25 protein-coding genes are annotated in these 26953 nt (G+C 60.9%); 18 read left to right on the top strand and 7 right to left on the bottom strand.

From position 1 onward, the window contains the following. Nucleotides 1-84: 84 nt before the first annotated feature. Together IAE77_RS01025 and IAE77_RS01030 are read right to left on the bottom strand one after the other, a co-directional pair. Nucleotides 85-1695 carry an ABC-F family ATP-binding cassette domain-containing protein gene (locus IAE77_RS01025; RefSeq protein ID WP_294220521.1) on the bottom strand — a complete coding sequence of 537 codons (1611 nt, stop codon included), beginning with the start codon at nt 1693-1695 and terminating at the stop codon, nt 85-87. 12 nt (nt 1696-1707) lie between these two features. Next, nucleotides 1708-2259 (bottom strand): transcription termination/antitermination NusG family protein, encoded by a 552-nt coding sequence (locus IAE77_RS01030; protein ID WP_294220591.1) that lies wholly within the window; start codon nt 2257-2259, stop codon nt 1708-1710. Between the two features lie 132 nt (nt 2260-2391). On the opposite strand from IAE77_RS01030, the gene IAE77_RS01035 reads away from it, so the two are divergent. From IAE77_RS01035 to fmt, 5 genes are all read left to right on the top strand, one after another. Next, nucleotides 2392-2982, top strand: a complete 591-nt coding sequence (locus tag IAE77_RS01035) for a hypothetical protein (RefSeq protein WP_294220523.1) — start codon at nt 2392-2394, stop codon at nt 2980-2982. A gap of 34 nt (nt 2983-3016) precedes the next feature. After that, nucleotides 3017-3211 carry a hypothetical protein gene (locus IAE77_RS01040; protein WP_294220526.1) on the top strand — a complete coding sequence of 65 codons (195 nt, stop codon included), beginning with the start codon at nt 3017-3019 and terminating at the stop codon, nt 3209-3211. Next, nucleotides 3208-4101 (top strand): glycosyltransferase family 9 protein, encoded by an 894-nt coding sequence (locus IAE77_RS01045; protein WP_294220531.1) that lies wholly within the window; start codon nt 3208-3210, stop codon nt 4099-4101. The genes IAE77_RS01040 and IAE77_RS01045 overlap by 4 nt, the downstream gene beginning before the upstream one ends. A gap of 28 nt (nt 4102-4129) precedes the next feature. Next, the gene (locus tag IAE77_RS01050; RefSeq protein ID WP_294220534.1) at nt 4130-4765 is read left to right on the top strand and encodes a nucleoside monophosphate kinase; all 636 of its coding nucleotides are present in this window, start codon (nt 4130-4132) and stop codon (nt 4763-4765) included. 96 nt (nt 4766-4861) lie between these two features. Then, the gene (fmt, locus tag IAE77_RS01055) at nt 4862-5791 is read left to right on the top strand and encodes a methionyl-tRNA formyltransferase (RefSeq protein WP_294220538.1); all 930 of its coding nucleotides are present in this window, start codon (nt 4862-4864) and stop codon (nt 5789-5791) included. Between the two features lie 62 nt (nt 5792-5853). On the opposite strand, the gene IAE77_RS01060 is transcribed toward fmt, so the two are convergent. Together IAE77_RS01060 and IAE77_RS01065 are read right to left on the bottom strand one after the other, a co-directional pair. Beyond that, a complete protein-coding gene (locus tag IAE77_RS01060; RefSeq protein WP_294220539.1) occupies nt 5854-7116 on the bottom strand; it encodes a VCBS repeat-containing protein in 1263 nt (420 codons plus the stop codon). 348 nt (nt 7117-7464) lie between these two features. Next, the gene (locus IAE77_RS01065; protein WP_294220542.1) at nt 7465-8838 is read right to left on the bottom strand and encodes an FAD-linked oxidase C-terminal domain-containing protein; all 1374 of its coding nucleotides are present in this window, start codon (nt 8836-8838) and stop codon (nt 7465-7467) included. A 55-nt stretch (nt 8839-8893) separates the two neighbouring features. Between IAE77_RS01065 and IAE77_RS01070 the strand changes: the two genes are divergently transcribed. After that, complete coding sequence (locus IAE77_RS01070; RefSeq protein WP_294220545.1) at nt 8894-11557, top strand: ATP-dependent DNA ligase; 2664 nt, start codon at nt 8894-8896, stop codon at nt 11555-11557. A gap of 126 nt (nt 11558-11683) precedes the next feature. Here the strand turns inward: IAE77_RS01070 and IAE77_RS01075 are convergent, their stop codons facing one another. Beyond that, a complete protein-coding gene (locus IAE77_RS01075; protein WP_294220548.1) occupies nt 11684-12646 on the bottom strand; it encodes a threonine dehydratase in 963 nt (320 codons plus the stop codon). A gap of 61 nt (nt 12647-12707) precedes the next feature. Between IAE77_RS01075 and IAE77_RS01080 the strand changes: the two genes are divergently transcribed. The 7 genes from IAE77_RS01080 to IAE77_RS01110 all read left to right on the top strand — a co-directional run bounded on the left by IAE77_RS01080 (nt 12708) and on the right by IAE77_RS01110 (nt 20397). Beyond that, on the top strand, nt 12708-14159 hold the full coding sequence (locus IAE77_RS01080) for a Gfo/Idh/MocA family oxidoreductase (protein WP_294220550.1): 1452 nt from the start codon (nt 12708-12710) through the stop codon (nt 14157-14159). Nucleotides 14160-14227: 68 nt separating this feature from the next. Then, on the top strand, nt 14228-15178 hold the full coding sequence (locus IAE77_RS01085) for an alpha/beta hydrolase (protein ID WP_294220552.1): 951 nt from the start codon (nt 14228-14230) through the stop codon (nt 15176-15178). A 103-nt stretch (nt 15179-15281) separates the two neighbouring features. Beyond that, nucleotides 15282-15995 carry a hypothetical protein gene (locus IAE77_RS01090; RefSeq protein WP_294220555.1) on the top strand — a complete coding sequence of 238 codons (714 nt, stop codon included), beginning with the start codon at nt 15282-15284 and terminating at the stop codon, nt 15993-15995. 120 nt (nt 15996-16115) lie between these two features. Beyond that, complete coding sequence (locus IAE77_RS01095) at nt 16116-18686, top strand: trypsin-like peptidase domain-containing protein (protein ID WP_294220558.1); 2571 nt, start codon at nt 16116-16118, stop codon at nt 18684-18686. Between the two features lie 49 nt (nt 18687-18735). Then, nucleotides 18736-19041, top strand: coding sequence for a hypothetical protein (locus tag IAE77_RS01100; RefSeq protein ID WP_294220565.1), 306 nt, complete (start codon nt 18736-18738; stop codon nt 19039-19041). After that, nucleotides 19038-19382, top strand: a complete 345-nt coding sequence (locus IAE77_RS01105) for a type II toxin-antitoxin system RelE/ParE family toxin (protein ID WP_294220568.1) — start codon at nt 19038-19040, stop codon at nt 19380-19382. The genes IAE77_RS01100 and IAE77_RS01105 overlap by 4 nt, the downstream gene beginning before the upstream one ends. A gap of 55 nt (nt 19383-19437) precedes the next feature. Beyond that, nucleotides 19438-20397 (top strand): alpha/beta hydrolase, encoded by a 960-nt coding sequence (locus tag IAE77_RS01110; RefSeq protein ID WP_294220570.1) that lies wholly within the window; start codon nt 19438-19440, stop codon nt 20395-20397. A gap of 65 nt (nt 20398-20462) precedes the next feature. Here IAE77_RS01110 and IAE77_RS01115 read toward each other — a convergent pair whose 3' ends face one another. Further along, nucleotides 20463-21101, bottom strand: coding sequence for a hypothetical protein (locus IAE77_RS01115; RefSeq protein ID WP_294220573.1), 639 nt, complete (start codon nt 21099-21101; stop codon nt 20463-20465). A 124-nt stretch (nt 21102-21225) separates the two neighbouring features. On the opposite strand from IAE77_RS01115, the gene glpK reads away from it, so the two are divergent. The 3 genes from glpK to IAE77_RS01130 are packed head-to-tail and all read left to right on the top strand — an operon-like array spanning nt 21226 to nt 24853. Then, nucleotides 21226-22716: a glycerol kinase GlpK gene (glpK, locus tag IAE77_RS01120; RefSeq protein ID WP_294220575.1), complete on the top strand. Its 1491-nt coding sequence runs from the start codon at nt 21226-21228 to the stop codon at nt 22714-22716. After that, nucleotides 22713-23786: a GNAT family N-acetyltransferase gene (locus IAE77_RS01125; RefSeq protein WP_294220577.1), complete on the top strand. Its 1074-nt coding sequence runs from the start codon at nt 22713-22715 to the stop codon at nt 23784-23786. Before glpK ends, IAE77_RS01125 begins: the two co-directional genes overlap by 4 nt. 20 nt (nt 23787-23806) lie before the next feature. Beyond that, on the top strand, nt 23807-24853 hold the full coding sequence (locus IAE77_RS01130) for a serine hydrolase domain-containing protein (protein ID WP_294220580.1): 1047 nt from the start codon (nt 23807-23809) through the stop codon (nt 24851-24853). 292 nt (nt 24854-25145) lie between these two features. Here IAE77_RS01130 and IAE77_RS01135 read toward each other — a convergent pair whose 3' ends face one another. After that, a complete protein-coding gene (locus tag IAE77_RS01135; protein ID WP_294220582.1) occupies nt 25146-25340 on the bottom strand; it encodes a hypothetical protein in 195 nt (64 codons plus the stop codon). A 163-nt stretch (nt 25341-25503) separates the two neighbouring features. On the opposite strand from IAE77_RS01135, the gene IAE77_RS01140 reads away from it, so the two are divergent. Continuing rightward, the gene (locus IAE77_RS01140) at nt 25504-26004 is read left to right on the top strand and encodes a hypothetical protein (protein WP_294220585.1); all 501 of its coding nucleotides are present in this window, start codon (nt 25504-25506) and stop codon (nt 26002-26004) included. 87 nt (nt 26005-26091) lie between these two features. Next, on the top strand, nt 26092-26953 hold an 862-nt coding region (locus tag IAE77_RS01145), incomplete at its 3' end, for an IS1634 family transposase (protein ID WP_294220588.1).

A 26953-nucleotide genomic window follows, 5' to 3' on the forward strand; every position in this document is an offset into this window, starting at 1 on the left:
CCGATTCCGAGGCGGGGCCTTCGCGGAATCGGAATTCCGCGCTACAGCGCCGCCGCGCAAGCTCCAGAGCGTGAGAAATGCAGGCTACCCCGCCACCACGGCCGCGCGGGCGTTCTCTTCCGCGCCGGTCTTCTGCAAATAGTAATCGTAGTCACCGACATAGGTGGTGAGCTTGCCGGCGTTGATGTGGATCACCTTCTGGGCGAGGCGGCGGATGAAATGCACGTCATGGCTGATGAAGACCAGCGTGCCTTCAAACTTCTCCAGCGCCATGATCAGGCCTTCGATGGCCCAGATGTCCAGATGCGTCGTCGGCTCGTCCATCAGCAGCAGGTTCGGCGGATCGACGAGGAACTTCACCAGATTGAGGCGGCTTTTCTCGCCACCGGACAGGACCTTGCACTTCTTGTGCACGTCCTCACGCTTGAAGAGGAAGGAGCCGAGGATGCTGCGGGCTTCATCCTCGCGAATTTCGGGAGCCACCCGACGCAACTCCTCCAGCACGCTGCAATCCGGGTCCAGCGTGTCGGCGCGATGCTGTGAGAAGTAACCGAGCTTCACATTCGTGCCGAGTTTGCGCTCACCCTTCTGGAAGGGCACCTCACCGGCCAGAATCTTGATCAGCGTCGATTTGCCCGCGCCGTTTGGCCCCACCAGCACGGTGCGCTCGCCACGCTCGACCTCGAGGTCCAGGCCTTTGTAAACCTGCTTCGTGCCGTAGGCCTGGTCGATGTTCGACAAGGCGATCAAACGCTGGCCGCTGCGCTGCGGCTGCGGGAAGTTGAAGCGGAAGCCTTTGCGCAGCGGACGCGGCTTCTCCAGCTTGTCCATCTTCTCCAGCTGGCGCTCCCGGCTTTGCGCCTGCGCGGCCTTCGACGCCACGGAGCGGAAACGGTCGATGAACTCCTGCATCGCCTCGATTTCCTTCTGCTGGTTCTTGTAAGCCTGCATGGCGCGTTCCCAGTTCTCCTCACGCTGCTTCAAGTAGTCGCTGTAGTTCCCGGTGTAGGCGATCAGCTTGCTGTCCTCGATCTCAAAGACGTTCTGCACCAGCTCGTCCATGAAATCGCGGTCATGGGAGATCATGAGGATCGCGCCGGGGTAGTTCTTCAGATAGTTGCGGAACCACATCAGCGACAGGAGGTCCAGGTGGTTCGTCGGCTCGTCGAGCAGCAGCAAATCCGGCTCCATCACCAGCAGCCGCGCCATGTGCGCGCGCATCACCCAGCCACCGCTGAACTCGCGGGCCGGCCGGTCAAAGTCACTTTCGAGGTATCCGAGGCCCTTGAGGATGCGTTTCGCCCTGGCCTCGGCCTGTGGGTCCTGCAGCGCGTCGTGCTTCGCATGCGCCTCGAAGTATTCCGGGCTGGAGACATCGCCCGCGGCCTCAAAAGCGCTCAGTTCCTTCTCCAGTTTCTCGATTTCACCCGCTTTGCCCGTCGCGACCTCCAGCACGGTCTCATTCCCCACTGCCTCGGCTTCCTGCGGCAGGAAACCCACGGTCGTCCACTCGTCACGGATGACCTCGCCGGAGTCCGGCGTGTCGTTTTTCAAGATGAGCGAGAACAGCGTCGATTTGCCCGCTCCATTCGGTCCCACCAACGCCACGCGTTCGGCGTAGTTGATCGTCATGTTCGCGCCGCTGAACAGCGTGCGGGCGTTGAAGGTCTTGGTGACGTTGCGGATCGTGAGCATTGCCCCTGCGTATCACCGTGAGGCGATGACTGCACGCGGTTTGTGCTCCGTCAGCAGCTTCGAGAGGGGCACCTCCACCGCATTTTCACGCCCGAGGAACTCCAGCAGCACGCGCACGCGCTCCGCGCCGGTGAGCATGGCGTTCACGACGCCCTTCAGGCCACGCATCGGCCCTTCGGTCAGCTCCACGGTGTCGCCCACCTTCACGCCGACAAGCACCTCCCGCACCTCCTTGCCCTCCATCTCCTTCTTCAACTCGGCGATCACGTTGTCGGAGACCGGCGTCAGGTTGCCGCCGAAATCGACCACCTTGATCACGCTCTGCGAGTGTTTCACCGCCCGCAGCGACTCGATCGGCGTGAACCGGGCGAAGAAGTAGCTCGGGAACAGCGCCTCGACGAACCAGACCTTCCCCCGCCGGGTGTTTTTCTGGAAGCGGATGCGCGGGCAGTAAACCTCCACATTCTCCAGCCCGATCATCAGCGACGCGGCGATGTGCTCGCACTTCGGACGTGTGTGAACAACATACCAGGCGGGAGTGGAGTCGCGGTCTTGTGCTTTCATCAAGGATGGGAGGAGTCATAGTGCCGCCTGTCCCTGTCGCAGCAACCCAAACCTTGCTGCGGAACATCGCGTTTGCTCTTTTCGACGGTCTGCGCCACCTGTGCGCCCGTTTTTTCCGGCCCCCCAAAGCGCATGTTTGCCGATCTTTACGACTACCTTTACCATGAGAACCCGACCGGTGGCATTCCGCTGAAGGGCACGGGCATCGTCGTGGCGCTCGGTTTGATCGCCTCCCACGTGTGGGCGATGAAAAATGCCGCGAAAACGCAGGCCTTTCTCAAGACCTTCCCGCGCAACTACCCCTGGGGCGTGATCCTGCTGACCATCGACATGATCTGGGGCGTCTTCGCCCTGTCGAACATGGACATGGGCGAGTTTTTCAACATGCGCCGCACCTTCATCATGGTGACCGTGGGCGGTTACGTGGCGGTGTTGATCTACGTGAAGGAATTCCTCGCCGTGCGTGCGCTCGGCGCCCTGATGCTGCTCGTGGCAGGCCCGGTGCTCACCGCAGCCTATCTCCAGCCGCAGGTCAGCCGCCTGCTGCTGCCGGTCCTGTCCTACATCTGGATCATCGTCGGCATGTACTTCATCGGCATGCCCTTCCTCATGCGTGATGCGGTGAACTGGCTGCTCGCCAGACCGCAGCGCTGGAACCTCGCCATCTGGTCCGGCATCGGCTACGGCGCGGTGCTGCTCCTGGCCGCGTTGCTCTGGTATTGATCAGATCATGGACTGCCCGCGGTGCCAGAAAACCATGATTCGTGGTTCCGTCCATCTCGGCCAGTCCCTTCCGGGTGCCCTGATCGCAGGTCTGGCGCTGCCACACCTGTACTTTGGCTCTCCTGACTCCGGCAGCGTTTCCGTTCTCGACTGGGCCAGCGACGAGTCAGCCGCGCACCGCTGCACTGAATGCGGCGTGGTGGTGCTTCAGGGAAAGCGTGACTCATGAAACCGCCGCCCCGCGTCCTCGTCATTCGTGGCGGTGCGATTGGGGATTTCATCCTCACCCTGCCGGCGATCCGTCTTCTGAGGCAGACCATCGTCGGCTGCCACCTCGAAGTCATCGGCTACCCGGCCATCGCGGAACTCGCACGCGCCGCCGGCCTCGCTGATTCGATCCGCAGCCTGCATCACCGCACCATGGCGCCGCTGTTCGGCAAAAATGCGGTGATCGATGAGGAACTCGCCACCCATCTGCGCAGTTTCGACCTGGTCGTCAGTTTCCTTTACGATCCCGATGGCCTGTTCCGCGCCAGCCTGGAACGCGTCGGCGTGAAGACGCTCATCGAATGCTCGCCACGCGTTCAAAACGAGGGCGAACATGCCTCCCGCCAGCTCGCGAAGAGTCTGGAGAAGCTGGCGATGTTCCTGGAAGACGAACACCTGAACTGCGTCCAGTTCGAACGGCCGCCCGTGGTGCCGAATCGCGTCGCGATCCATCTCGGCAGTGGTTCGGAGAAGAAAAACTGGCCGCTGGAGCACTGGCTGCGCCTCGCCGACGAGTTTTCCAGTCATGAGATTGTGTTCATCACCGGCGAGGCCGAGGAAGCCCGCGGCGTGAAGGTGAACCGGCCTATGCAGTGGCATTCCTTGCCTCTTCCGGAACTCGCAGCCCGTCTCGGCACGTGCGCCGCCTTTCTCGGCCATGACAGCGGCATCTCGCATCTGGCCGCCGCGTGCGGGGTCCCGTCGCTGCTGCTTTTTGGTCCCACAAATCCTGCCGTGTGGGCGCCGCCGCAGCCTTGGGTGAACGTGTTGCAGGAGGAAAGCGGTGACCTCGTCGCACTGGATTTTGACCACGTGAAATCGGCAGCCGCGCAAGTTGTTGCAAAAACGTAACGTGCTAGACTCCCCACCCCTTTTGACCATGTCCGACACCTCCAAACCCGAACGTTTCCGCACTCTTCTGATCCTTGGCGCTCCCGGCAGCGGCAAGGGAACCCAGGGCAAGGTGCTCGGCTCCATCCCGCGCTTTCACCACCTCGCCTGCGGTGATGTGTTTCGCTCGCTCGACACGCGCACAACCCTCGGGCAGAAATTCGTGCAGTACTCCAGCCGTGGTGAGCTCGTTCCAGACGACGTCACCGTGGAGCTCTGGCGGGAGAACATCCAGCACCGTGTCGATTCGCACATGTTCAAGCCGGAGATCGATTTCCTCGTGCTCGATGGCATCCCGCGCAATGTGGAGCAGGCGAAGCTCATGGAGAAGGACATCGAGGTGCTCAAAGTCTTCCACCTTTCGTGCCCCGACCGCACGGAACTGGCCCGCCGCCTGCGCAAACGTGCCCTGAAGGACAACCGCTTTGACGACGCGAACGAAGCCGTCATCCAGCAACGCTTTGCCACCTACGAGGCGGAGACAAAGCCGATCCTCGACTACTACGCCGGCGACCGCGTGGTGCCCATCGATGCCAGCCAGGCACCGGCGAAGGTGCTTTACGACATCCTCGCCGGCGTGATGACGCTGGAGGCGTGGAAGGAACTCGAGAAGATGAAGATCTAACAGCCTGGAGCGAAGAGCAGAGGGCAGAGAGTCCAAACCGCATGCTTCACACGTTGGATTGGACTCTTCGCTCTTAGCCCTTAGCTCTCAGCTTCTATGCGCGTTCTGTTCATCGGCACCGGCGACATCGGCCTTCCATCCTTGGAATGGCTGCTCAACACATCGAAACACGAAGTCGTCGGCGTCGTCACGCAGCCGGACAAGCCCGTGGGCCGCAAACAGGTGCTCACACCGCCCCAGATCAAGGTTCGGGCACTCGCCGCGGGCATCCAGGTCATCCAACCGCCGAAACTCCGTCACGCGGTCGAAGAACTGAAAGCCTTCAATGCTGATGTCGCCATCGTCATCGCGTACGGCCAGATTTTGTCTCGTGCCGTTCTCGAAGTGCCACCTCTCGGTTGCCTGAACGTCCACACGTCGCTGTTGCCACGTCATCGCGGCGCGGCACCAATCCAGGCAGCGATCCGTGATGGCGATGCGGAAACCGGCGTCACCATAATGTTCATGGATGAAGGCCTCGACACCGGCGACATCCTGCTGATGAAACGTCTGCCCATCGCCGATGACGACACTGGCGGCACTCTGCATGACAAACTCGCGATCCAGGCACCTGCCGCGCTCGAAGAGGCACTCGACCTGCTCGCCACCGGCCATCCGCCGCGTGAGAAACAGGACGATTCCAAGGCCACGCACGTCCGCAAACTCACGCGTCAAGATGGACGCATCGACTGGAGCCGTCCCGCCATCGAACTCGACCGCCTCGTCCGTGCCTTCACCCCGTGGCCGGGCACGTCCTGCATGCTCAAAGACACGCAGATGAAGATTCACCGCGCTCAACTCATCCCGAACGCCGACGCGTGTCCTCCGCCCGGAACCATCGTCAGCGCGGATGCGAGCGGCATCGTCGTCAGTTGCGGCAACGGCCTGCTCAGCCTGCTCGAAGTCCAAATCGAAGGCGGCAGACGTTTGTCTGCCGCCGACTTCCTGCGCGGGCACCCGCTACAGACGGGCGATTTGCTGTTGTAGCGCGGAATTCCGATTCCGCGGCAGTGCCGACTCGGCATCAGAATACCGAGCCACAAGTCACGTCACTCCTGCAGAAACAGGAACACGCCCTTCTTGTTGCCGACGATCACGTCCTGCTTGCCGTCCTTGTTCACGTCACCGGCCGTGACCTGTGTGCCGACTCCGCTGTCGTTGTCGATCTCGTGCGGGATCAAATCAGCGCCGCCTTTGCCGTCGCGTTTGATCTGGAACCAGTAGAGAACAGCCGGAGCGCCGGGCTCGGCATCCTTGTTCGGGCCGTGTGCCCAGTAGCGCTTGCCGGTGATGAGATCCTGGACGCCGTCGCCATCGATGTCCGCCATCGTGGTGGCGTGGGTTTGCGTGAACTTCACGCCATGCGGGCTGTCTTCCGGCTTTTCGCCAAGAATTTGGTGGGTGACGAAGCTGCCATCGGCCTTCTGCTCGTAGTAAGCGAAGCCGTAGCCATGCGCGTCCCAGCTTGTGAGCACGTCGTTCTTGCCGTCGCCATTCACATCATAGACCTGCATCTGTGAACCGCCGCGAGCGCCTTCGGGAGCAAAGGGCACGGGATGGAACACCCACTCCTCGGAAGAAGTGGCGGGTTGTTCGCGCCAGCCGTCCTTGTCGAGGATGTCGGGGCGCTTGTCGCCGTTGATGTCGCCGAAGCCATAACCATGCGTGTAGCGGAAGTAGCGCTTCACATCCGGCTTCGCGATGGCGTGATACGTCGATTTTGCGCCCGGATTCGACCAATCGAGTGAGGCATAGCCCAGACGCCCGCCCGTATGGCAGATCAGCTCCGGTTTGCCGTCACCGTCCATGTCGCCGAGCTGCGGAGACTCGTTGTCAGTCACGTCGAAGACGATGTGACGCTTCCAGGCTTCCTTCGTGCGCTTGCCGGGATTCTCATACCACGCGGTGATGTCGCCCGGCCAGGAGAAGACGAGGATGTCCATCTTGCCGTCGCTGTTGAAGTCGTAGGTGTTGGTCAGGAAGTAATCCGAGTAGCCGAGCGGATCGCCGGCCTTGCCTTTGAAGTCGGGCGCGGCCTCGATGAACTTCGCGTGATTCGGCACGTAGTCCTCATCGGTGAGCGGCTTGGCGCGGTCCGGCTTCGGCGCGTTGTAGGCACTGCGTTCCTTGAAGTCCGGTCCCCACCACACAAACGGCCCGGCGCAGATGTCGTTGTTCCCATCCTGGTCGAAGTCGGCGAAGTGGGCGCCCTCGCACCAGAATTCATTGGAGAGCGTGAGCTTTTTGAATTTCACGTCCGCGGCGCACAGCGGCAGCGCGAGCAGGAGGGTTGGAATGAGCAGTTTGGTCATGGTGGTTGGCAGGGAACAGGTCACGAGCCCATGATCTTGCAGCGAGACGGTGTTTGCAAAATCATTCACGATCCCGGAGGGATCAAAGAAGGTAGCCGGTGGTCGAAGCCGCGAAGCGGCTGAATACCACCGGATGAAGTGAAAAAACGTATTGCTCTCAAGAGCGCATCCTGGAGGGATGCAAGAAGCAGCCAATGGCTCCTCGGTAACGCCGGATCCACGAATGATTCTCGCATACCTCCGGCATGCGTCCTTTGGATGGTTCGTTGACGTGACATGTTCCAGGGGTGGCATTCGCTTCGCGAACTTACCCCTGGCTACCTTCTTGGATCCCTCCGGGATCGTTCATCACCCCAAAAACTTTTCAGGATTCAGAATGCCGTTCGGGTCGAGCGCATTCTTCAGGCGCAGGTGTGTTTCATGCGCCGCGGGCGGGATTGCATCGCGCCACCAGCGTTTCTTGGCGACACCGATGCCGTGTTCACCGGTGATCGCACCGTTCCAGGCGATGATCTGATGGAACAAGCGGTCGAGCGCCTCTTCGGCACGTTCGCGGATCGCCGGATCATCCATCGTGGGCACCATGATGTTCACGTGGATGTTGCCATCGCCCGCGTGCCCGAAACTGGCGACGGGGAAACCAAACTCGCCCTGCAACTGCTCCGCGAAATCGACCAGATCGATGAGTTTTCCGCGTGGCACGACGATGTCCTCGTTCAACTTGATCAAACCGGTGTTGCGCAGGCTGTAGCTGAACTCACGACGCAGCTTCCAGAAGGCCTCGCATGCCGTGTCGCCCATCGCCTCGTTCAAACAGATGCAGCCGAGGTCGCGCACGAGCTTCACGAGCTGCTGCAGCTCACCTTTGACCGAATCGGCATGGCCGTCGATCTCCACGAGCAGATGCGCATCGCCCTGCGGCGTGACGGATTCGCCGAGATACTCGCGCGCGGCACGCAGGGTGAACTTGTCGGCAATCTCGAGCGCGGAAGGCAGGAAGCCGCTGCCAAGAATGCGCTGCACGGCGTTGGCGACTTCGGCGAACGAATTGAAACCGGCGGAGAGCATCGCGCGCATCGGCGGATGCGGAATCAAACGCAGCGTGGCCTCAGTGACGACGCCCAGCATGCCTTCGCTGCCAACCATCAGGCCGACGAGATCGAAGCCGGTCTTGTTTTTGTGACAACGTCCGCCCGCCTTCACGACCGAACCGTCAGCAAGCACCGCCTCCAAACCGAGCACGTAGTGCCGGGTGACACCGTATTTCAGGCAGCGAGGCCCGCCCGCGTTCGTCGCGATGTTGCCGCCGAGGCTGCATTCCTTCAGCGAGGCCGGGTCGGGTGGGTAAAACCAGCCGAGCTTCCGCACGGCGGCCTGCAAATCGCCCGTGATCACGCCCGGCTCGACAACGGCGACGCCGTCCTCGATGGCGATCTCCTTGATCTTGTTCATTCGGGCCACGGAAAGTGCGATTCCGCCCTTCAACGGCACCGCGCCGCCCACATAACCAACCCGCGCCCCTTGCGGCGTGACGGGAATCCTGTGCTCGTTGGCGAAACGCAGCGTTTTCGAGACATCGTCCGTGCTTTGCGCATGCACGACGACTTCTGGTGGGTTCGACGCGAACCATTTGTCCGTGCTGTGCGTGGCGAGATCGGCCTGCGTGGTCGAAACGCGGTCGGAACCGAGGAGAATTGTGAGTTGATCGGCGAGGGAAGCCATTCATGGAGACTTCGCCATCCGACGCGTCCGCGCAACGCGTAGAATGCGAAACGCCATGCCTCCACTGATCGAAGTCGTCCACCGACACGGGATTTACCTCCCGGAGGCGGACCTGTGGCTCGATCCGCACTTTGGCGTGAAGCGTGCCTTCATCTCGCACGCGCACAGCGATCACGTCGCCCGGCATGAGCTCACGTTTTGCTCCGAGACCACCCGCGACCTCATGAAGACGCGCTACGGCTTCAAAAACGAAGGCGAGGTGCGGGCGCTGCCGATGCGCGAGGTCATCGAATGGGAGGGCTGGGAGCTGCGGCTGCTGCCTGCCGGCCACATCATCGGCTCCGCCATGCTGCACTTCACGCGGAAGTCGGACGGCGCCACGCTGCTTTACACCGGCGACTACAAACTGCGCCAGGGCCTCAGCTCCGAGCGCTGCGAGCTGCTGAATGCGGACACGCTCATCATGGAGTGCACCTTTGGCCTGCCGCAGTATGCGTTTCCGCCCGTGCCGCAAATCGTCGCGCAGGTGCTGAAGTGGGTGCAGGAGACCATTGAGGACGGCGGCATCCCGGTGCTGCTCGGCTACTCACTCGGCAAGGCGCAGGAGATCCTCTGTGCGCTCGCGGAGACCGGGCATCCCGTCATGCTGCACAAGGCCGTGTGGGACATGACCCGCGCCGTCGCGCCGCTGCTGGGCAAACTGCCAGCGTTCCGGCTTTTCGATGCCGCCGAGGCCCACGGCCACGTGCTCATCTTTCCGCCGAGCAACGGCAAGTCGCTCGCGCTGAAAAAACTCAAAGTCTGCCGCACTGCGATGCTCAGCGGCTGGGCGCTCACGCCTGGCGCGAAGTTTCGTTATCAAGTCGATGAAGTCTTCCCGCTCAGCGATCACGCCGATCATCCAGAGCTTCTTGAAACGGTCGAACTGGTGAAACCACGCCGCGTGTGGCTCGTGCATGGTTACACACGGGAGTTTGCGGCGGAGCTACGCACGCGTGGCGTGGAAGCGTGGACGTTGGAGGGGGATGATCAACTCGAGCTCCGCATCGAAGGTTCCAAGTTTCAAGTTTCAGGTTCAAAGTCGGAGGACGAGTCGTGGGGCGAAGGCAGTTTCATCGAGTGGGCACGCGTTTGTGCGGCCACCGCAGAGGTTTCGTCGCGCTTGAAGAAGGTGGAGCTGCTCGCGGCGTTGTTGAAAGAGCTCGATGAAGATGAATTGAAGCTCGCGGCGTTGTTTTCGAGCGGCAGCACGGGCGAGGGCGCGTTGAACACGGGCTGGGCTTTGATCAAACGCGCCTTGATGGAGCTCAGCGGGCTGAAGGAGGCCGAATATCGCGCCATCTCGCGTTCGCAGGCGGATGCGGGACGTACGGCCTTCCTCGTTTTGCAGCGTGCCACGCTCACGCCGGAGAAATGCCACCTCGCCGACGTGGCGCAGCTTTTTGAGCGACTTCGCCACGCCGGCAGCCAGATGGAACGCGTCAGCCTGCTCAAAGCACGGCTGCAACATCTCAGCGCCTCCGCGGGTTCGTGGCTCGTGCGGCTTCTCACTGGCGAACTGCGCATGGGATCGAAAGAAGGCCTCATCGAGGAAGCCGTGGCCGCCGCGTTTGACGCGCAGGCCGATGACGTGCGCGAGGCCGCGATGCTTTGCGGCGACATCAGCGCCGCCGCCTTGCTCGCGAAGGCTCACAAGCTCCACGAAGCCGCGCCGAGGCTCTTTGTGCCGATCAAAGTCATGCTCGCCTCGCCGGAAGAAACCGCGCAGGCCATCCGCGAACGTCTTCCAGGCGAGAAAGTGTGGCTGGAGGACAAATTCGACGGCATTCGCGCTCAAGTGCATCGCAGCGCGAATCGCGTCGAAATCTTCACGCGAGACCTCAAACCCATTTCCGGCCAGTTTCCCGAGGTGGCGGCCTCGATGCGACTTTTGAGCGATGACGTCATTTTCGACGGCGAGATCATCGCGCACGCCGAAGGCAAAAAACTGACCTTCTTCGATCTGCAAAAACGACTCGGCAGACGCGATCAGGCCGATCTGTTCCTCCCGAGCGAGGTGAGCGTGAAATACGTCGTCTTCGACCTGCTGTGGAAAAATGGCGTTTCGTTGCTCGAACAGCCTTTGGAGGCCCGCCGGGCCGAATTGGAGGCTCTTTCGATGCCTGCGGGCCTGGAAACGATCCACGTCATTCACGCCACGAATGCTGAAGAGATCGAAGCTGCCTTCCTCGCCGCCCGCCGACGCGGAAACGAAGGTCTCATCGCCAAAGATGCCGCCAGCGCCTACTCGCCCGGACGTCGCGGCAAATCGTGGCTGAAGCTCAAAAAGGCCTTCGCCACGCTCGATGTCGTTGTCGTGAAGGCCGAGCAAGGTCACGGCAAGCGCAGTCATGTGCTCAGCGACTACACCTTCGCCGTGCGCGATGAAGCCGACGGCAACTCACTCAAAGTCATCGGCAAAGCCTACAGCGGCCTCACCGATGCCGAGATCGAGGGACTCACCGAGCACTTCACGCAAACCACGCTCAGTCAGAAAGGCCGCGTGCGCACCGTGGTGCCGCAGATCGTGCTGGAGATCGCCTTCGATAGCATCCAGCCCAGCGACCGCCACAACAGCGGCCTCGCCATGCGTTTCCCCCGCATCAAAGCCATCCGCCGGGACAAGGCTGCCGCCGAGATTGACACCCTCGCCTACGCGATGAAGCTGGCGGGGATTTGAGCCAGGGAGTGGCCGGGCTTGTTTGAAGGCACCTCACTTTCGCAGCTCTCTATTCCGAAGTTCTCGGGGCTGGAATGCCCGATGACGAGGAACTTCGGCTCCGGATGATCGAAGCCGCCCAGCCCCTCACCTGCCCAAGGCTGCCGAAAGCATGCCCATGCTCGCATTCCCGCCGGTCAGAATGCAGGCCACGCGTTTTCCATGCCATGCCTCACACTGCTTCTTCAGCGCTGCGTAAGCCAATGCGCCCGCACCTTCGGCGATGTTGTGGGTCGCGTGAATGAGCTCCCGCATCGCGGAGACGGCTTCGTCGTCGTTCACCGTCACGACCTCGTGCGCGTGCCGGATGACATGCTCCAGCGCGTCCTTGTTCGGCGTTTTGCACGCCACACCTTCCGCCACGCGCGTGGTGCTCGATTGTTCGACGAAACGGCCTTGTTGAAACGAAAGCGCATACGCTGGCGCGTGTTCGGACACGACGCCGATGATCTTGGTCTTGAATCCGAGAGCTTCGCGAGCCGATGCGATGCCGCAGAAGCCGGAACCGAGGCCGATGGGCACGTAAACGGCGTCCAGTTCGCCACGGGCACGAAACAGCTCCAGCGCATACGTGGCCACGCCGCGGACGAGCCACGGATGAAACGACGGCACGGCATGCAGGCCTTCTTTGGCAGCCAGTTCGCGTGAAAACTCCAGCGCCTCCTGAAACTCGCGGCCGTGCTCGATCAATTCGGCTCCGAGCGAACGCATCGCCGCGTTTTTTTCCGGGTTGTTGCCATGCGGCACGACGATTACCGCACGCAGACCGTTCAGCTTCGCGGCAAACGCGATGGACTGGCCATGATTGCCGGTGGTGGCCGCGATGACACCACGCACGCCGGGTTCCGCACGTTTGAGTTCATCCATGTAAACGAGGCCGCCGCGGATCTTGAAGGCTCCGACGGGGGTGTGGTTCTCATGCTTCAGCCACAGTTCACAGCCGAGGCCGGCCTCCAGCAGCGGCCAGCGATAGGCGGGCGTCTCATGGATGTGCGGTCGGATCAAAGTCTTCGCGGCTTCGATTTCGGCGAGGGTCGGCAGTGGCTGCATGGGGCACGGCTAGGCGTGAACTTCGCAAAGGCAAGCTCACGGCCCGCGTTATAGCCGCACCATGAACGCGCCCACCACATCCCGCCGTCGTTTCCTCGCCTCCTCTCTTGCTGGAGCTGTCACATTGCCCGCCTGGGCCGCGCCGCTCGGTGCGAATGGGGATGTGCGTGTGGCCACCATCGGTTTTCGTGGCCGGGGCCGTGGTCACATCAAGGAATTGCTGAAGGTTCCGGGCGTGCGCCTTGTCGCCCTTTGCGATGTCGATCAGGACGTCATCGACAAGCAGGTGGCGGCGCTCGCCAAGGAGAACATCACGGTCAAAACCTATCGCGATTTCCGTGAATGCTGCGCCGACAAGGACATCGACGCGGTGACCATCGCCACGCCGAATCACAGCCATGTACTCATCGCGTTGACGGCCTTGCAGCACGGCAAGCACGTGTATGTGGAGAAACCGGTGAGCCATAATCTCATCGAAAGCGCGAAACTGATGGCTGCGGCGACGAAAGCGGCGGCGAAAGGCATCGTCGTCCAGCACGGCATGCAGCGCCGCTCCGATGAAGGCTGGGCTGCGGCGATGCAGTGGGTGAAAGAAGGCCACATCGGCAAGCCGAAGCTCTCCCACGCGCTGGTGCACGGTCTGCGCATGAGCATCGGCAAAGTCAGCGGCCCGCAGACGCCGCCTGCCACCGTCGATTACAAGCTGTGGTCCGCACCGCGGCCCGAGATGCCGCTCATGCGTGAAAAGCTGCACTACGACTGGCATTGGCAGTGGCCGTATGGCAACGGCGACATCGGCAATCAAGGGCCGCATCAGTATGACGTGGCACGCTGGGCGCTCGGCGATCCCGATGTGCTGCCGAAGCGCGTGATGAGCTTCGGCAACCGCTGGGGTTATGTGGACGACGGTCAGACCGCGAACTGCCAGATCGCCTTCCATCCTTATGAGCCCGTGCCGCTCATCATGGACAAGTTTGGCCTGCCGATGAAGGACATGAATCCGAAGCTTGGCTCGGCTCCGTACAAAGGCGTGCGCGATGGCAACGTCATCCACTGCGAAGGCGGCTACGTGGCCGAATCAAAGGCCTACGACAACGAGGGCAAGGCCATCATGAAGTTCGAAAACTTCCTCACCGGCCCGGACCACATGAAGAACTTCATCGACAGCGTCCGCGCCGGAAAATACACCAAGGACGTGCTGCACATCCGCCACGGCCACCACGCCGCGTGCCTCGCTCATCTGGCGAATGTGTCCTACCGCCTCGGCAAGGCGATGAAGACGGAGGAACTCAAGGAACGCCTGCAAGGCGACAAGTTCGGCCAGGAACTCTTTGCCGAGTTCCTCAAGAACCTCGCGGCCAACCAGATCGACATCAGCTCGCAACAGATCATCGTCGGCCCCTGGCTCGATTACGATCCCGCCAGCAACCTGTTCACCGGAGAATTCGCGGCCGAGGCCAGCAAGCTTTGCCAGGAGGAATACGCTGCCGGCTTTGAACTGCCGGAGGTGTGAGTTTGCAGAGAGAGCGCCAAGGGTTGATCAAACGCCTCGTTTGCCGCGTTTTGGAATGCCTTCCCTTCATGAAACGATTCGCACTTCTCTCCTTCCTCCTCGCTGCATCTCTACATGCGCAAACGCCCGCGCCCGCCGCCAAACCGGCTCCGGTGCCGAAACGAGCGCCCACCATCGCGAACGTGGCGTACGGCACGCATGAGCGGCAGGTGCTCGACTTTTACAAAGCAGAGTCCGCCAAACCGACGCCGCTGCTGTTTTTCATTCACGGCGGCGGCTGGGTGAACGGCGACAAATCTGGTGTCGGCGAACTCGAGGCGTGCCTCAAGGCCGGCATCTCCGTCGTCTCCATCAACTACCGCTACTCCTATCAGGCGCAGCTCGCGGGCGTGATGCCCCCGGTGCAGTGGCCGTTGGAGGATGCGGCGCGTGCGTTGCAGTTCGTTCGCAGCAAGGCGGGCGAATGGAACATCGACAAGCAACGCATCGGCGCCAGCGGCGGCAGCGCAGGTGCGTGCAGCAGCCTGTATCTGGCTTTCCATGATGACATGGCCGATCCCAAGAGCAGCGATCCCGTCGCCCGCGAGTCCACCCGTCTCTGGTGCGCGGCGGTGACAGGAGCGCAGACCTCGCTTGATCCAAAGCAGCTCATCGAATGGACGCCGAACAGCCGCTACGGCGGCCATGCCTTCGGCTTCATGGATCCGAACGACAAGAAGACCCGCGACACGCGCTTCGCCGAGTTTCTGGAGAAACGCGACTCCGTGCTGAAGTGGATCAAGATGTACTCGCCTTACGAACTCGTGAGCAAAGATGATCCGCCTGTCTATCTCCTCTACAGCAGCGCCCCCGCCATCGGTCAGCCGCAGAAGGATCCCACGCACACCGCCAACTACGGCGTGAAACTTCAGGAACACTGCCGCGAAATCGGGACCGAGTGTGAACTGAACTATCCCGGCACACCCGATGTGAAGCACAAGAGCATCGCGGAGTTCTTGATCGAGACGCTGAAGAAGTAACAGCACGGATATTCAGTTCGAATCCTGTCGTTTGAAAAAATGATGTTAGCAAACTCGGATTGACGCTTTCATGCAAAGCTTGAAACGTCCATTGAATCCACACATGCCACCTTTCGATGACACAAAGGCTCTAATTGCCGGAACGATCCGTACGCTAGCCCAGCTCGTGCCTGGAGTCGGTGGTGCAGTCGTTCAAGCTTGGTCGGAATATGAAGCCCACAGCCAATCAAAACGAATACATGAGTTTTTTAACCAACTTGCTGACCATCTTCGCGGCCTCGAAGCGCAACACCAAGACTTGAAGTCTCATGTGCAGAAGATGCCCGATGTTGCAGAGCTTCTTGAAAGATGTGTTGCTGCCGCGAAGCGGGAAACTTCGGATGCGAAGCGCCGAGTGTTTTCAATGCTTTATAGCCAATTTATTTCCGCTCCAGAGAGCACTTCTCCTGATGAACGAATTGATCTTATTCATCACATTGAGCAGCTTACCGATCCCGATTTAACATTGCTGGAGACTTTTGGTCGTCACAGAGGAGCGATGAGGGGTGATATGATTACTGGCACAGTGACTCCCGGATTGACTCAGGCCAGCCATCAATCGCATGATTCAGCATGGCTTACCCGGCACGGCTCTACGGTCCATTCCATTTCGAAGCTGATCGCTAGAGGACTTCTGCATGACACAGTCCTTACTGACTCGTTCTTTTACCACGTCGATGGGCCTTCCTCATTTGACCGCTTTCGAGAGAAGGCTTGGATCATTACCCCGATGGGCAGGAAGCTGCTGAACGCCATTGGAGTCAATATGACCAAATGACCGCCATCGTAACTCAAATGGCGAAGCAGATGTCAAGTATTCGCGACCGAAAAGGGAGACGGCGGTGTTGAGTGTGGGGAGGCTACGGCTTTCTTTTTTCGACGTTGTAAGCCGCCGAGGTTGTCCTACGATCCGCATATGAAAACGCGCCGTTGCATTCTGATGCATGTCCTCGTGCTGGTGGTGGCTTTGTCTGGCTGCACCAAGAATAAGCAACCCGTTGATGATCTCCGCACCAAGGCCGAACAGGGCGATGCCAAGGCGCAGTACCAGCTCGGCACCATGTATGACGACGGCCAAGGTGTACCGAAGAACGATGCCGAAGCGGCGAAGTGGTTTCTCAAAGCTGCGGAGCAAGGTGACGCCATGGCGCAATCCAACCTGGGGCTCATGTATGCCAGCGGACGAGGGGTGACGAAGGACGAAACCGAAGCAGTAAAGTGGCATCTCAAGGCGGCTGCGCAGGGTCTTGCTAATGCAGAGTTCGGCCTTGGTGTTATGTATGCTAATGGACAAGGTGTCCCAGAGAACCGTGAAGAAGCGAAGAAATGGTATCACAAGGCCCAAGAACAAAATTATGCCGGAGTGATTGAGTGGTTTCACAGTGCCGCCGAAAAAGGTGACGTTCAGGCGCAATTCTGTCTCGGTGTCGTGCATTTCAGTGGCCGTGGTGTGCCAGTGGACCAAAACGAGGCGCTGAAGTGGTTCCTCAAAGCTGCTGAAGGTCGGCATGCCAAGGCACAGTACTGGCTCGGTTGCTGGTTTAACAGGAGAGAGGGCACTTCGAACAACAAGACCGAAGCTATGAAGTGGTTTCGCAGGGCCGCTGAACAAGGGGATGCCGGCGCGCAACGCGAACTTTCACTCATGTATTACAATGGCAAGGACGTGCTGAAGGACAAAGGCGAGGGGCTGAAGTGGGTGCGCAAAGCTGTTGCGCAGGGGGATGATGAAGCGCAAGGCGTGCTCCGCTGGAACTACGGCGTAGAGGAAGATGTGGGCCAGGCCGAAGCGGTGTTGAAGTATCGCAAGGCAGCCGAGATGGTAGGGGACGCCTTGTCGCAACGCTACCTTGGTTTCATGTATGCCAGCGGAACAGGAGTAACGAAGGATGAGGCCGAAGCGGTAAAGTGGTACCAGAAGGCTGCCGAGCAAGGGGATGTCAGAGCGCAATTCAACCTCGGCCACATGTATGACCATGGCCGGGGCGTAACGCAGGACGATGCCGTAACGGTGAAATGGTACCGCAAGGCGGCTGAACAAGGGGATGCCGATGCGCAACACAAACTCGGTTTAATGTATAAAGAAGGTCGAGGCGTGCGGCAGGATGAGGCTGAAGCGGTGAAATGGTTTCGCAAAGCCGCATCAGATGTCGTTGATCGGATTCCGAATCACTATGCGCAAGCCGAACTAGGACGCATGTATGCTAGGGGCCAAGGTGTGATGCAGGACAATGCTGAGGCGTTGAAACTACTTCGTGAGGCCGTTAAATATGGGATTGAAGTGGCAGAGTTTGAGCTTGGCCGCATGTATGCCAATGGTCAAGGTGTGCCCAGAGATGTTGCCAAGGCGGTGGAGTGGTATGAGAAGGCCGCAACCGGGTGTCTTGAAGCGCTGTCCACACTCGGCCGCATGTATGCCGACGGGCAGGGCGTAAAGAAGGATGAGCAAATGGCGGCAGCCTATTTTCGGAAACCCGCCGAGCATGACAATGTTGATGCGCAATTTTACCTTGGCTACTTTTATGCCAAAAATTACAATGATGTCGAAGCGGCAAAGTGGTATCGCAGAGCCGCCGAGCAAAATAATGCCGAGGCGCAAAACAATCTTGGTATCATGTATGCTCAGGGCAAAGGTGTGCCGAAAGATGAAGTTGAAGCTTATAAATGGCTGTTGTTGGCAGGTGCGCTACGCGAAGCTGCAAAGGGAAACATCGAAATTACTGAGAGCCGGTTGACGCCGACACAACGGGCGGAAGGGCAACGGTTGGCACGTGAATTCCAAGCGCGAAAGGCGCATCGAGAAGAAAGCCCGGTCTCACGCGAGGCGGCAGAGCAATCCCGTCCTGAATCGTCTGGCAGCGGCTTTTTCATCACAGATGACGGCTATCTCATCACCAACCAGCATGTGGCAGGCAAAGGCGCAACGGTGCTTGTGCTCACAGGCAGCGGCACAATTTCTGCCAAAGTGGTGAAGGTGGACACGGCAAATGATCTCGCCTTGCTCAAGGTGGAGGGAAAGTTTGCATCATTACCCGTCACTTCGAGTCGGAGCGTGCGGCTTGGATCCACTGCTGCCACGGTTGGTTTTCCAAACGTGGGGCTGCAAGGGTTTTCGCCCAAACTGGCCAAGGGCGAAATCGCCAGCCTCGCGGGCGTTCAAGATGATGCGCGGCATTTCCAGATCAGCTTGCCTCTGCAGCCGGGAAACTCGGGCGGTGCGCTGGTGGATGAACATGGAAATGTCATCGGCATTGTGAAAGGTGGATTGAGCCAGAAGGCGGCGATCGCCACCACCGGCACGCTGGCCGAGAACGTGAACTACGCCGTGAAAAGCAGCTACCTCCTGAGTTTCCTGGAGTCCATTCCCGAAGTCGCGGCCAAGCTCAAGGAGCCCATTACGACGGATCGCAAGTTCGAGGACGTGATCAAAGACGTGGAGCAGGCCGCCGTGTTGGTGCTGGTCTATTGAGGGATTTTGCGGCTTGCCGCTGCTGGGAAGTTTGTGATAGTTTTTGACCGTGAACACGATCCTCAACACCGATGTCCTCAGCATGGCGGAGTTCGCCCAGGACACACGTGAGCACTCAGCGCGTCTCAAGCAGAGGGGCCGGGCGACGGTGTTAACTCAGGATGGAGAAGCGGCGGCGGTGCTGGTGCCGGTGGAAGCGTATGAAAAGATGGCCAGGGAAGCTTATGAGCATCAGATGGATGTGCGACTGCATGAGGCCGTTGCGGCTTACGCCGCAGGGGATCGCGGCACGCCCGCGCGTGAGTTCTTCGATGAGCTTTATCGTGAGGACGGGCAGCAGACGCAGAAGGCATGAGGTACTCCCTGGCACTTTCAGCCGAAGCCAGACTGAGCATCCGGCAGCAGCGTGACTGGTATCATACGGAATTGGAAGACGGCGACGAACTGGCCGTACGCTGGACCCGTGAACTGGACAAGGCTCTCGAAAAACTCCGCGAGCATCCTGAACGTTACGGTCTGGCCGCTGAAAACGGCAGATGGCACCCCGAAGTCGTGATTCGCCGCATGCTCTTCCGTCCATGGAAGTCGGGCGTGGGCTGGCGGGTGCTGTTCACAGTGGATGAGGCGCATCAGGTGGTGACGGTGTTGCAGGTGCGGCACGAGCACCGACTGCTTCTCGAAGAAGGGGAAGAATGAAGATTGGCATCACCCTGTGAGATGGTCGGTCGTGCCAGCGTTTGATTGGCCCACCATGAAACTCATCCTCTCCCTCCTCCTGCTCACCAGCATTGCCTTTGCGGCAGACACGCCGGCGAAGAAAGCCGAGGCACCTGCGAAGAAGGCTCCGGCCAAGAAGGTTTATCCGAAGAACCCGCCCCCGACGGTGGCGAATTTGAAGTATGGACCGGCGGAACGGAACGTGCTCGATTTCTGGCAGGCGAAGTCCGACAAGCCGACACCGCTGCTGTTTTACATCCATGGCGGCGGATGGATGGGAGGCGACAAGGCGGGAGTCGCGGTGGAGCCTTACCTGAAGGAGGGCATCTCCGTCGTCTCGATCAACTATCGCTACGTTTCCCAGTCCCAGGACGAAGTGCCGCCGGTGAAGGGACCGCTGCATGACGCCGCGCGTGCGTTGCAGACCGTGCGCAGCAAGGCGGCGGAGTGGAACATCGACAAGGAACGGATCGGTGCCAGCGGAGGCAGCGCGGGGGCCTGCAGCAGCCTGTGGCTGGCCTTCCATCCCGACATGGCCGATCCCAAGAGCAGCGATCCGATCGCCCGCGAGTCCACGCGGCTTTACTGCGCCTCCGTCGCTGGTGCGCAGACGACGCTGGACCCGCAGCAGATGAAGGAATGGACACCGAACAGCAAATACGGCGGCCATGCCTTCCTTTCTCTGACTGGCAAGGACCGCCCCACCTTCGACGCCTTCCTGGCCGCCCGTGAGAAGATCCTGCCGTGGATCGCGGAATACTCGCCCTACGCGCTGGTCACCAGCGATGATCCGCCTGTGCATCTGACCTTCAACGGCCCGCCGAACCTCGGCAAAGACGAGAAGGATCCCACCCACACGGCGAACTTCGGTGTGAAACTCCAGGAGCACTGCAAGGCGAATGGAGTGACATGCGAGCTCTACTACCCCGGTGTGGAGGGCGTGGCGAAGAACGCGCTGGAATACCTCGTGAAGAAGCTCAAGGAGCCGAAATGAGCTCCTGAAGCCAAAAAAGCCGCGGAGAAGTCTCCGCGGCTTTTTCATTTACCTGTGATGGCTTCTCACTTATTCAGAACGAGGCGCAGCGTGCCGTTGTGAATCTCCATCGACTGGATGCCGGCCAGGAACTTCTGCAGCGCCGGATCGGACTCGACGTTTTCGGCGACGAGATCGACGCCCTTGATGTCGCCGATCCAGCTGTTCGGCAGCGAGATGCCGCCAAGGCTGAGGTCGTCGAGTTTCAGCGAGAGCTTGTGCTCGGCCGACAAGCTGGTGCCGAAGGTGAAGCGCAGGCGGATCTTCTGATTGGGAAACACCGGGAAGTCCTCAGGCGCGGTCAGGATGATCGCGGCGGAGACGCTCCCCTCGCCAAATTTCACCTGCACGCTCTCTCCCAGTTCCTGCTTCGCCAGGTAGGCGTTCACCTCACGCTCATTGATGACGAGGGTGCGGCTGGCCTCATCCGCGGAGGCGGGATCATTCAGGGCCTGCAGCTTTCCCTCAAACGCCTGCTGTTCCGTGGCGGTGAGGCTCACTGGCGTGATGGCGGAAGGATAAAACGTGTGTTTGACCCAGAGGCCGCCTGCGGCGGCTGCGACGCCCGCGAGGCCGAGAATGACCGCGAGGGTGATGAGGACGGGACTCCTTTTCGGACGGGCCTGCGATGCGGCAGGCACAGCAGTTTCAGATGTGGTTTGCATGACGTGGTTTGGTCGTTGCCGGGCGGATTCTATTCACCCTGGCCGCAAAAGGCCATCTACATGTTCCCCAGGTGTTTGTAAGCATTGACTCCGCATCAGGCTCTTGGGAACATCGCGATTAACCATGAAATACATCCTCGCACTCGACCAGGGCACCACCAGCTCACGCGCCATCCTCTTCAATCACGACGGCGGCATCGTTGCCGTCGCGCAGAAGGAGTTCCGGCAGCTTTTTCCGAAACCAGGATGGGTGGAGCACGATGCGCAGGAGATCTGGGCCACCCAGGCGGGCGTGGCCTCCGAGGTGCTGCACAAGGCGGGAGCCAAGGCCGCCGATGTGGCCGCGATCGGCATCACGAACCAGCGTGAGACGGCCGTGGTTTGGGATCGCAAGACTGGAAAGCCTGTGTGCAACGCCATCGTCTGGCAGGATCGCCGCACCGCGCCCATCTGCGACAAGCTGCGTGCGCGGAAGCTGGATCGTGTCATTCAAAAGAAGACCGGCCTCGTGGTGGATGCCTACTTCTCCGCCACGAAGGTGCAGTGGATGCTGGAGAACGTGAAGGGCCTCAAAGCCCGCGCCGCTAGGGGCGAGCTCGCCTTTGGCACCATCGACTCGTGGCTGCTGTGGAATCTCACCGGCGGCAAGGTGCATGCCACCGATGTCAGCAACGCCTCCCGCACCATGCTCTACGACATCCGCAAAAGTGCCTGGGATGACGAGCTCTTGAAGATCTTCGGTGTCCCGCGCTCGATGCTGCCGGAGGTGAAAGATTCCAGTGGCGTGTTCGGCGAGACCTCACTGCTCGGCGGCAGCATTCCCGTCGCCGGCATCGCGGGCGACCAGCAGGCCGCGCTCTTTGGCCAGGTGTGCGTGAAACCCGGCATGGTGAAGAACACCTATGGCACCGGCTGCTTCATGCTGATGAACACCGGCACCAAACCGATCGCCTCGAAAAACAAACTCCTCACCACCGTCGCCTGGCGCATCGACGGACGCACCGAATACGCGCTGGAAGGCAGCGTGTTCATCGCTGGTGCGGCGATTCAATGGCTGCGCGATGGCCTGGGCATCATCAAGTCCGCGCCCGAGGTCGAGGCGCTCGCCGCGAGCGTCCCTGACACCGGCGGCGTGTATCTCGTGCCCGCCTTCGCCGGCCTCGGTGCGCCGCATTGGGATGCGTATGCACGTGGCACGCTCGTGGGCATCACGCGTGGCACCACCGCGGCCCACATCGCCCGTGCGGCCTTGGAAGGCATCGCTTTGCAAGTCATGGACATCCTGAAAGCCATGGAGGCCGATTCCGGCATCAAGCTGAAGGAACTCCGCGTCGATGGCGGCGCCAGTTTGAACAACCTCCTGATGCAGATGCAGTGTGACCTGCTCGGTGTGCCTGTCGTCCGTCCCAAGGTCAATGAAACCACCGCCCTCGGTGCCGCCTGTCTCGCGGGCCTCGCGGTCGGTTTCTGGAAGAACCTCGCAGACATCGCCAGGCACTGGCAGGTGGATCGCAAGCTCAAGCCCGCGATGAAAGCCGCCGCCCGTGCGAAGATCACGCACGGCTGGAATCGTGCGCTGTCCCGTGCGAAGGCGTGGGAGGAGAAATCGGCATGAAACACACCGCGTGGATCAATCCGCCCTGTCCGCTGCTTCCGGAGGAAAACCGGCATTTCGACCACACGGATGTCGAGGCGCTGAACCACGAGCGCGGGCCGCTGTTTTACGAAACGGCGCTGCACTATGCGCAAAGCCTCTGGCGCGAGGGTTTTCCTGCGAAGAGCATCCTCCTCATCAACCGTGCGCTGTCGATTCCACTGACCGGCGGCGAACCCGTTCTCGCCAGATGGCCGCTGCCCTATGCGGCGCTCGTGTGGATCATGCAAAACCGCGTCGAGGGCCAGTTCATCGGCAATCCACGCCGTCACTGGCAGCACCTCGCCACCCGCATGGTCGAGCCGAACAAGGAACTGCGCATCTGGCGTGCCTGGGCCTGCTGGTATCTCGCCAAAACGATCCTGCCGGAGGCCGAATTCCCCGCCGACGACAAACAGATCCGCGGCGAGCAGGTGATCGAGCCCACGCTGGCCCAGATCACCGGTCATTTGCAGCGTCTCTCACCCGCAAACGATCTCGAGGTCTGGCAAAACGCACTCCATGCCGTGGCCGGGCCCAAACAGGCGCCGGTCACGCGCATCCGCCGCATCGGGCCGGACGAACTGGTCACCGTGCAGAAGCTCGCGCAGGCCATCTGGCTCGCTTGTTATCCTGGGATCATCAGCGACGCGCAGATCCGCTACATGCTCTCCATCTGGTATCAGCCAGGCAACATGGCGCACGAAATGCAGGCGCGGGATGTCTGGTATGCGCTCGTCGAAGTCGAAGGCCGCGGTGCCGTCGGCTACATTTCCTTTGAAAAACTCGCCCTGGAGCCCGTGCTCTTCATCAACAAGCTGTATGTGCTTCCCGAGATGCATGGCCTCGGGCTCGGCGGCCTCACCCTGCGCTGGGCGCATGAACGCGCCCGCGACCTGCGCTGCAAATCCGTGCGTCTTCGCGTCAACAAGCGCAACGCCCCCGCCATCCGCGCCTACCTCCGCGCCGGCTTCCACTTCACCGAAGACGTCTGCACCGACATCGGCAGCGGCTTTGTCATGGATGATTATGTGATGGAGAAGTCGGTCTGATGGCCGTTTGAACGAGCACTATGAGACGACGCATCTTTCTCAGCTCCCTGACCGCCCTGCCGGCGCTGGCTGACACGCCACGCGAGACCGTTCGTGACATCGCGCAGGCGTTTCTTCGGGAGCACGGGATCGGCGGCATGAGCATCGCCTACGGTCGCGACGGAGTGGTCGAGTTTGAAGAAAGTCATGGCTTTGCGGATGCGCAACGGCAGGAGCCTGTCACTCCCCAGCACCGCTTCCGCATCGCCAGCATCTCGAAGCCGGTCACCGCCACCGCGGTGATGATGCAGGTCGAAAAAGGCAGCTTGAAGCTCAGCGACACGATTTGGGGGCCGAAAGGCCTGCTTGGGGGCGATTACGAAGGCGATCTGGCCACGATCACGGTCGATCACCTGCTTACCCACACCAGCGGCGGCTGGGCGAACGACAAGGATGACCCGATGTTCAAGAACATCGCGATGAGCCATGATGAACTCATCGCATGGACGCTGGCCAGCCAGAAGCTCGCGAACAAACCCGGAGGCAGTTTTGCCTATTCGAACTTCGGCTACTGCGTGCTTGGCCGCGTGCTGGAAAAGCTCTCCGGCAAAACGTATGCGGAGCATGTCAGCGAGTCAGTTTTCGCCCCGTGTGGCATCCAAAGCATGCGCATCGCTGGAAACACACTCGCAGGCCGCCAGATGCCGGAGGTCATGTATCTCACGGAAAAGCCCGGTGCTGCCTACGCCATGAATGTGACGCGGATGGACTCGCACGGCGGCTGGATCGCCACGGCCGCTGATTTGGTGCGCTTCGCCTCGCAACTGCCCAAGCTGCTGTCCGCAGACACGATCCGTTCGATGACCACTCCAGGTGTCAGCCAGAGCTACGCACGCGGCTGGAACGTGAACCAGGCGCCCAACTGGTGGCACACCGGCTCACTGCCCGGCACCACCACGATCATGGTCCGCACCTCCAAAGGCGTCTGCTGGGCCGGGCTGCTCAACGGTCGAAAAGACGGTCTCGGCCTGGCCCTCGACAGACTGATGTGGCGCATGGCCCGCGACTTGAAGCTGTGGGAGTTGTGAGCATCGGCTCGCATGCCGCGAAGCGTTGTGGAGTGCGGTGGCAGAGGGGCAAGGCGCAAGCCTGCCCCGGCGACACCGCTGTCGAGCGCCGGGAGAATGCTCAAAGGCCGAAGAATGTCGTCCGGCATGCGACAGCGGTGTCGCGCCTTAGCCCAAGTTTCGCAGATTTCGTCGAAAAGCAGTGATTTTGGCCCATCTGCCGCGCTGGAAGCCTTGATTTTGCGAGGGGGCGCCCACGCGGACCCCTTGTGTGCCGACCTTGGGTGTTGACCGGCTCTTCCCAGGGTTATCTTCAGCGGGCATGTTCCTCAAACGACGTGTCCGCCACAAAGACGGAAAAGACCACATCTACTACTCGGTGTGCGAGAGCCTGCGCGTGCATGGCGGGCGCGTCATCCAGCGTCAGGTCCTGCACCTTGGCGAGCTGAACACGACGCAGATCCAGAGCTGGCAGCGCACGCTGGAGGTCATTGACGGCGATGATCATGGCCGGCGCTCGCAGCGCCGGCTCTTCGCGGATCGCGAGGGCGCGGCTCCGCCCGATGCCGATGATGTGATCGAGCTGAGGCTCTCGTCACTGCGGGTGCGCGAGCCGCGCCGCTTCGGTGATTGCTGGGCTGGGTGCCGGCTGTGGCAGGAGTTGGGGCTCGATGCGTTTTTGGCAGCAGCGTCTCGAAAACGAACGCGGCGAGGTGCCTTGGGCGAAGGTGCTGGAGTTGCTCGCGGTCAACCGCCTGCTCGATCCGCGCAGCGAGCTCTTCGTTCACGAAAAATGGTTCCCGCAGACGGCGATGGACGTGCTGCTGGACTGTGACTTCGCCGTGGCGCACAAGGATCGTTTGTATCGCTGCCTGGACCGCATCGTGGAGCACAAGGCGGAGCTGGAGAAGCATCTCGCCGCGAAGTGGAAGGATTTGTTCGGCGCGAGCTTTGACATCATCCTCTATGATCTGACGAGCACCTACTTCGAAGGCGGCGCAGAGGGTGTCTCGAAGGCAAAGCGTGGTTATTGCTTCGCGCCGCCTCACGGCGCTCACCCCTGCGGGGCAGCCTGCGGCTGGCTACCTCGTCCCTCGGTTCGCGCGATCACCGCCCGGATTGCAAACAGCTCGTCATCGCGCTGGTGGTCACCGCCGAGGGCTTTCCGCTGACGTATGAAGTCTTCGACGGCAACAAGATCGACTCCACCACGCTCAAGCACATCGTCGAGGCCGTGGAAGGCAAGCACGGCAAGGCGCGTGTGGGTCTTCGATCGCGGCATAACGACGGAAGACAACTTGCAGTGGCTGCGCGAGCGTGGCGCGTGTTACCTCGTCGGCACGCCCAAGCCGCAGCTCAAGGCCTTCGAGCAGCACCTCACCGAGAAGGACTGGCAAAAGGCGTCCAGCGAAGTGGAGGTCAAACTTTGCCCCAATGACAACGACGTCTATGTGCTCGCCCGCAGCCAGGGCCGCGTGCAAAAAGAGCACGCCATGCGCCGCCGTTTGCTCAAAGCCTGCGTCAGAGATCTGATCAAACTGCGGCGCAGCGTCGCCCGTGGCAGCCTCAAGGACAGCAAGCTCATCGAGCGCCGCATCGCCCACCTCGAAGAACGCCACCGGCCCATGTGGCGCTTTTTGAAACACTGCCGTTACGACGAAACAAAGCAGTGCATCCAATGGGAATGGAACCGCGAGAAGTGGCAGGCCGCTGTGAATCGCGATGGAGCCTATCTGCTGCGCGCCCACTGGCCCGGCCAGCACAACGCCGCCGAGCTGTGGCAAACCTATGTGCAGCTCACCGAAGCCGAAGCCGCCTTTCGCACCATGAAGAGCGAGATCAAAGTGCGCCCCATCTGGCACCAACTCGGGCACCGGGTCGAAGCGCACATCATGGTCGCCTTCCTCGGCTACGCCATGCACGTGTGCCTGAAGAAAATCGCCGCGAGGAAAGCGCCGAGTTTGACCTCGTGGCAAGTGCTGCAACACCTGCGCAAGATCGTGCTGGTGGATGTCGAGTTCGACACCGCCGACGGCCGCGCCATCACGCTGCCGCGGATCACGATCCCCGAGAAGGAACAAGCCGCGCTGCTGTTGCAACTCGCCTGGACGCTGCCCGAGC

This window comes from Prosthecobacter sp., assembly GCF_014879935.1.
GTDB lineage: Bacteria > Verrucomicrobiota > Verrucomicrobiia > Verrucomicrobiales > Verrucomicrobiaceae > Prosthecobacter.

What these genes read in the sequence shown, in the direction of transcription:
- IAE77_RS01135 (WP_294220582.1), bottom strand. Translation starts at nt 25,340, where the DNA reads ATGATCATCGCCGTCAATGACCTCCAGCGTGCGCTGCCAGCTCTGGAT.
- IAE77_RS01040 (WP_294220526.1), top strand. Translation starts at nt 3,017, where the DNA reads ATGATTCGTGGTTCCGTCCATCTCGGCCAGTCCCTTCCGGGTGCCCTG.
- IAE77_RS01090 (WP_294220555.1), top strand. Translation starts at nt 15,282, where the DNA reads ATGCCACCTTTCGATGACACAAAGGCTCTAATTGCCGGAACGATCCGT.
- glpK (WP_294220575.1), top strand. Translation starts at nt 21,226, where the DNA reads ATGAAATACATCCTCGCACTCGACCAGGGCACCACCAGCTCACGCGCC.
- IAE77_RS01115 (WP_294220573.1), bottom strand. Translation starts at nt 21,101, where the DNA reads ATGCAAACCACATCTGAAACTGCTGTGCCTGCCGCATCGCAGGCCCGT.
- IAE77_RS01105 (WP_294220568.1), top strand. Translation starts at nt 19,038, where the DNA reads ATGAGGTACTCCCTGGCACTTTCAGCCGAAGCCAGACTGAGCATCCGG.
- IAE77_RS01030 (WP_294220591.1), bottom strand. Translation starts at nt 2,259, where the DNA reads ATGAAAGCACAAGACCGCGACTCCACTCCCGCCTGGTATGTTGTTCAC.
- IAE77_RS01025 (WP_294220521.1), bottom strand. Translation starts at nt 1,695, where the DNA reads ATGCTCACGATCCGCAACGTCACCAAGACCTTCAACGCCCGCACGCTG.
- IAE77_RS01125 (WP_294220577.1), top strand. Translation starts at nt 22,713, where the DNA reads ATGAAACACACCGCGTGGATCAATCCGCCCTGTCCGCTGCTTCCGGAG.
- IAE77_RS01060 (WP_294220539.1), bottom strand. Translation starts at nt 7,116, where the DNA reads ATGACCAAACTGCTCATTCCAACCCTCCTGCTCGCGCTGCCGCTGTGC.
- IAE77_RS01080 (WP_294220550.1), top strand. Translation starts at nt 12,708, where the DNA reads ATGAACGCGCCCACCACATCCCGCCGTCGTTTCCTCGCCTCCTCTCTT.
- IAE77_RS01070 (WP_294220545.1), top strand. Translation starts at nt 8,894, where the DNA reads ATGCCTCCACTGATCGAAGTCGTCCACCGACACGGGATTTACCTCCCG.
- IAE77_RS01075 (WP_294220548.1), bottom strand. Translation starts at nt 12,646, where the DNA reads ATGCAGCCACTGCCGACCCTCGCCGAAATCGAAGCCGCGAAGACTTTG.
- IAE77_RS01110 (WP_294220570.1), top strand. Translation starts at nt 19,438, where the DNA reads ATGAAACTCATCCTCTCCCTCCTCCTGCTCACCAGCATTGCCTTTGCG.
- IAE77_RS01045 (WP_294220531.1), top strand. Translation starts at nt 3,208, where the DNA reads ATGAAACCGCCGCCCCGCGTCCTCGTCATTCGTGGCGGTGCGATTGGG.
- IAE77_RS01035 (WP_294220523.1), top strand. Translation starts at nt 2,392, where the DNA reads ATGTTTGCCGATCTTTACGACTACCTTTACCATGAGAACCCGACCGGT.
- IAE77_RS01130 (WP_294220580.1), top strand. Translation starts at nt 23,807, where the DNA reads ATGAGACGACGCATCTTTCTCAGCTCCCTGACCGCCCTGCCGGCGCTG.
- IAE77_RS01140 (WP_294220585.1), top strand. Translation starts at nt 25,504, where the DNA reads ATGCGTTTTTGGCAGCAGCGTCTCGAAAACGAACGCGGCGAGGTGCCT.
- IAE77_RS01065 (WP_294220542.1), bottom strand. Translation starts at nt 8,838, where the DNA reads ATGGCTTCCCTCGCCGATCAACTCACAATTCTCCTCGGTTCCGACCGC.
- IAE77_RS01050 (WP_294220534.1), top strand. Translation starts at nt 4,130, where the DNA reads ATGTCCGACACCTCCAAACCCGAACGTTTCCGCACTCTTCTGATCCTT.
- fmt (WP_294220538.1), top strand. Translation starts at nt 4,862, where the DNA reads ATGCGCGTTCTGTTCATCGGCACCGGCGACATCGGCCTTCCATCCTTG.
- IAE77_RS01085 (WP_294220552.1), top strand. Translation starts at nt 14,228, where the DNA reads ATGAAACGATTCGCACTTCTCTCCTTCCTCCTCGCTGCATCTCTACAT.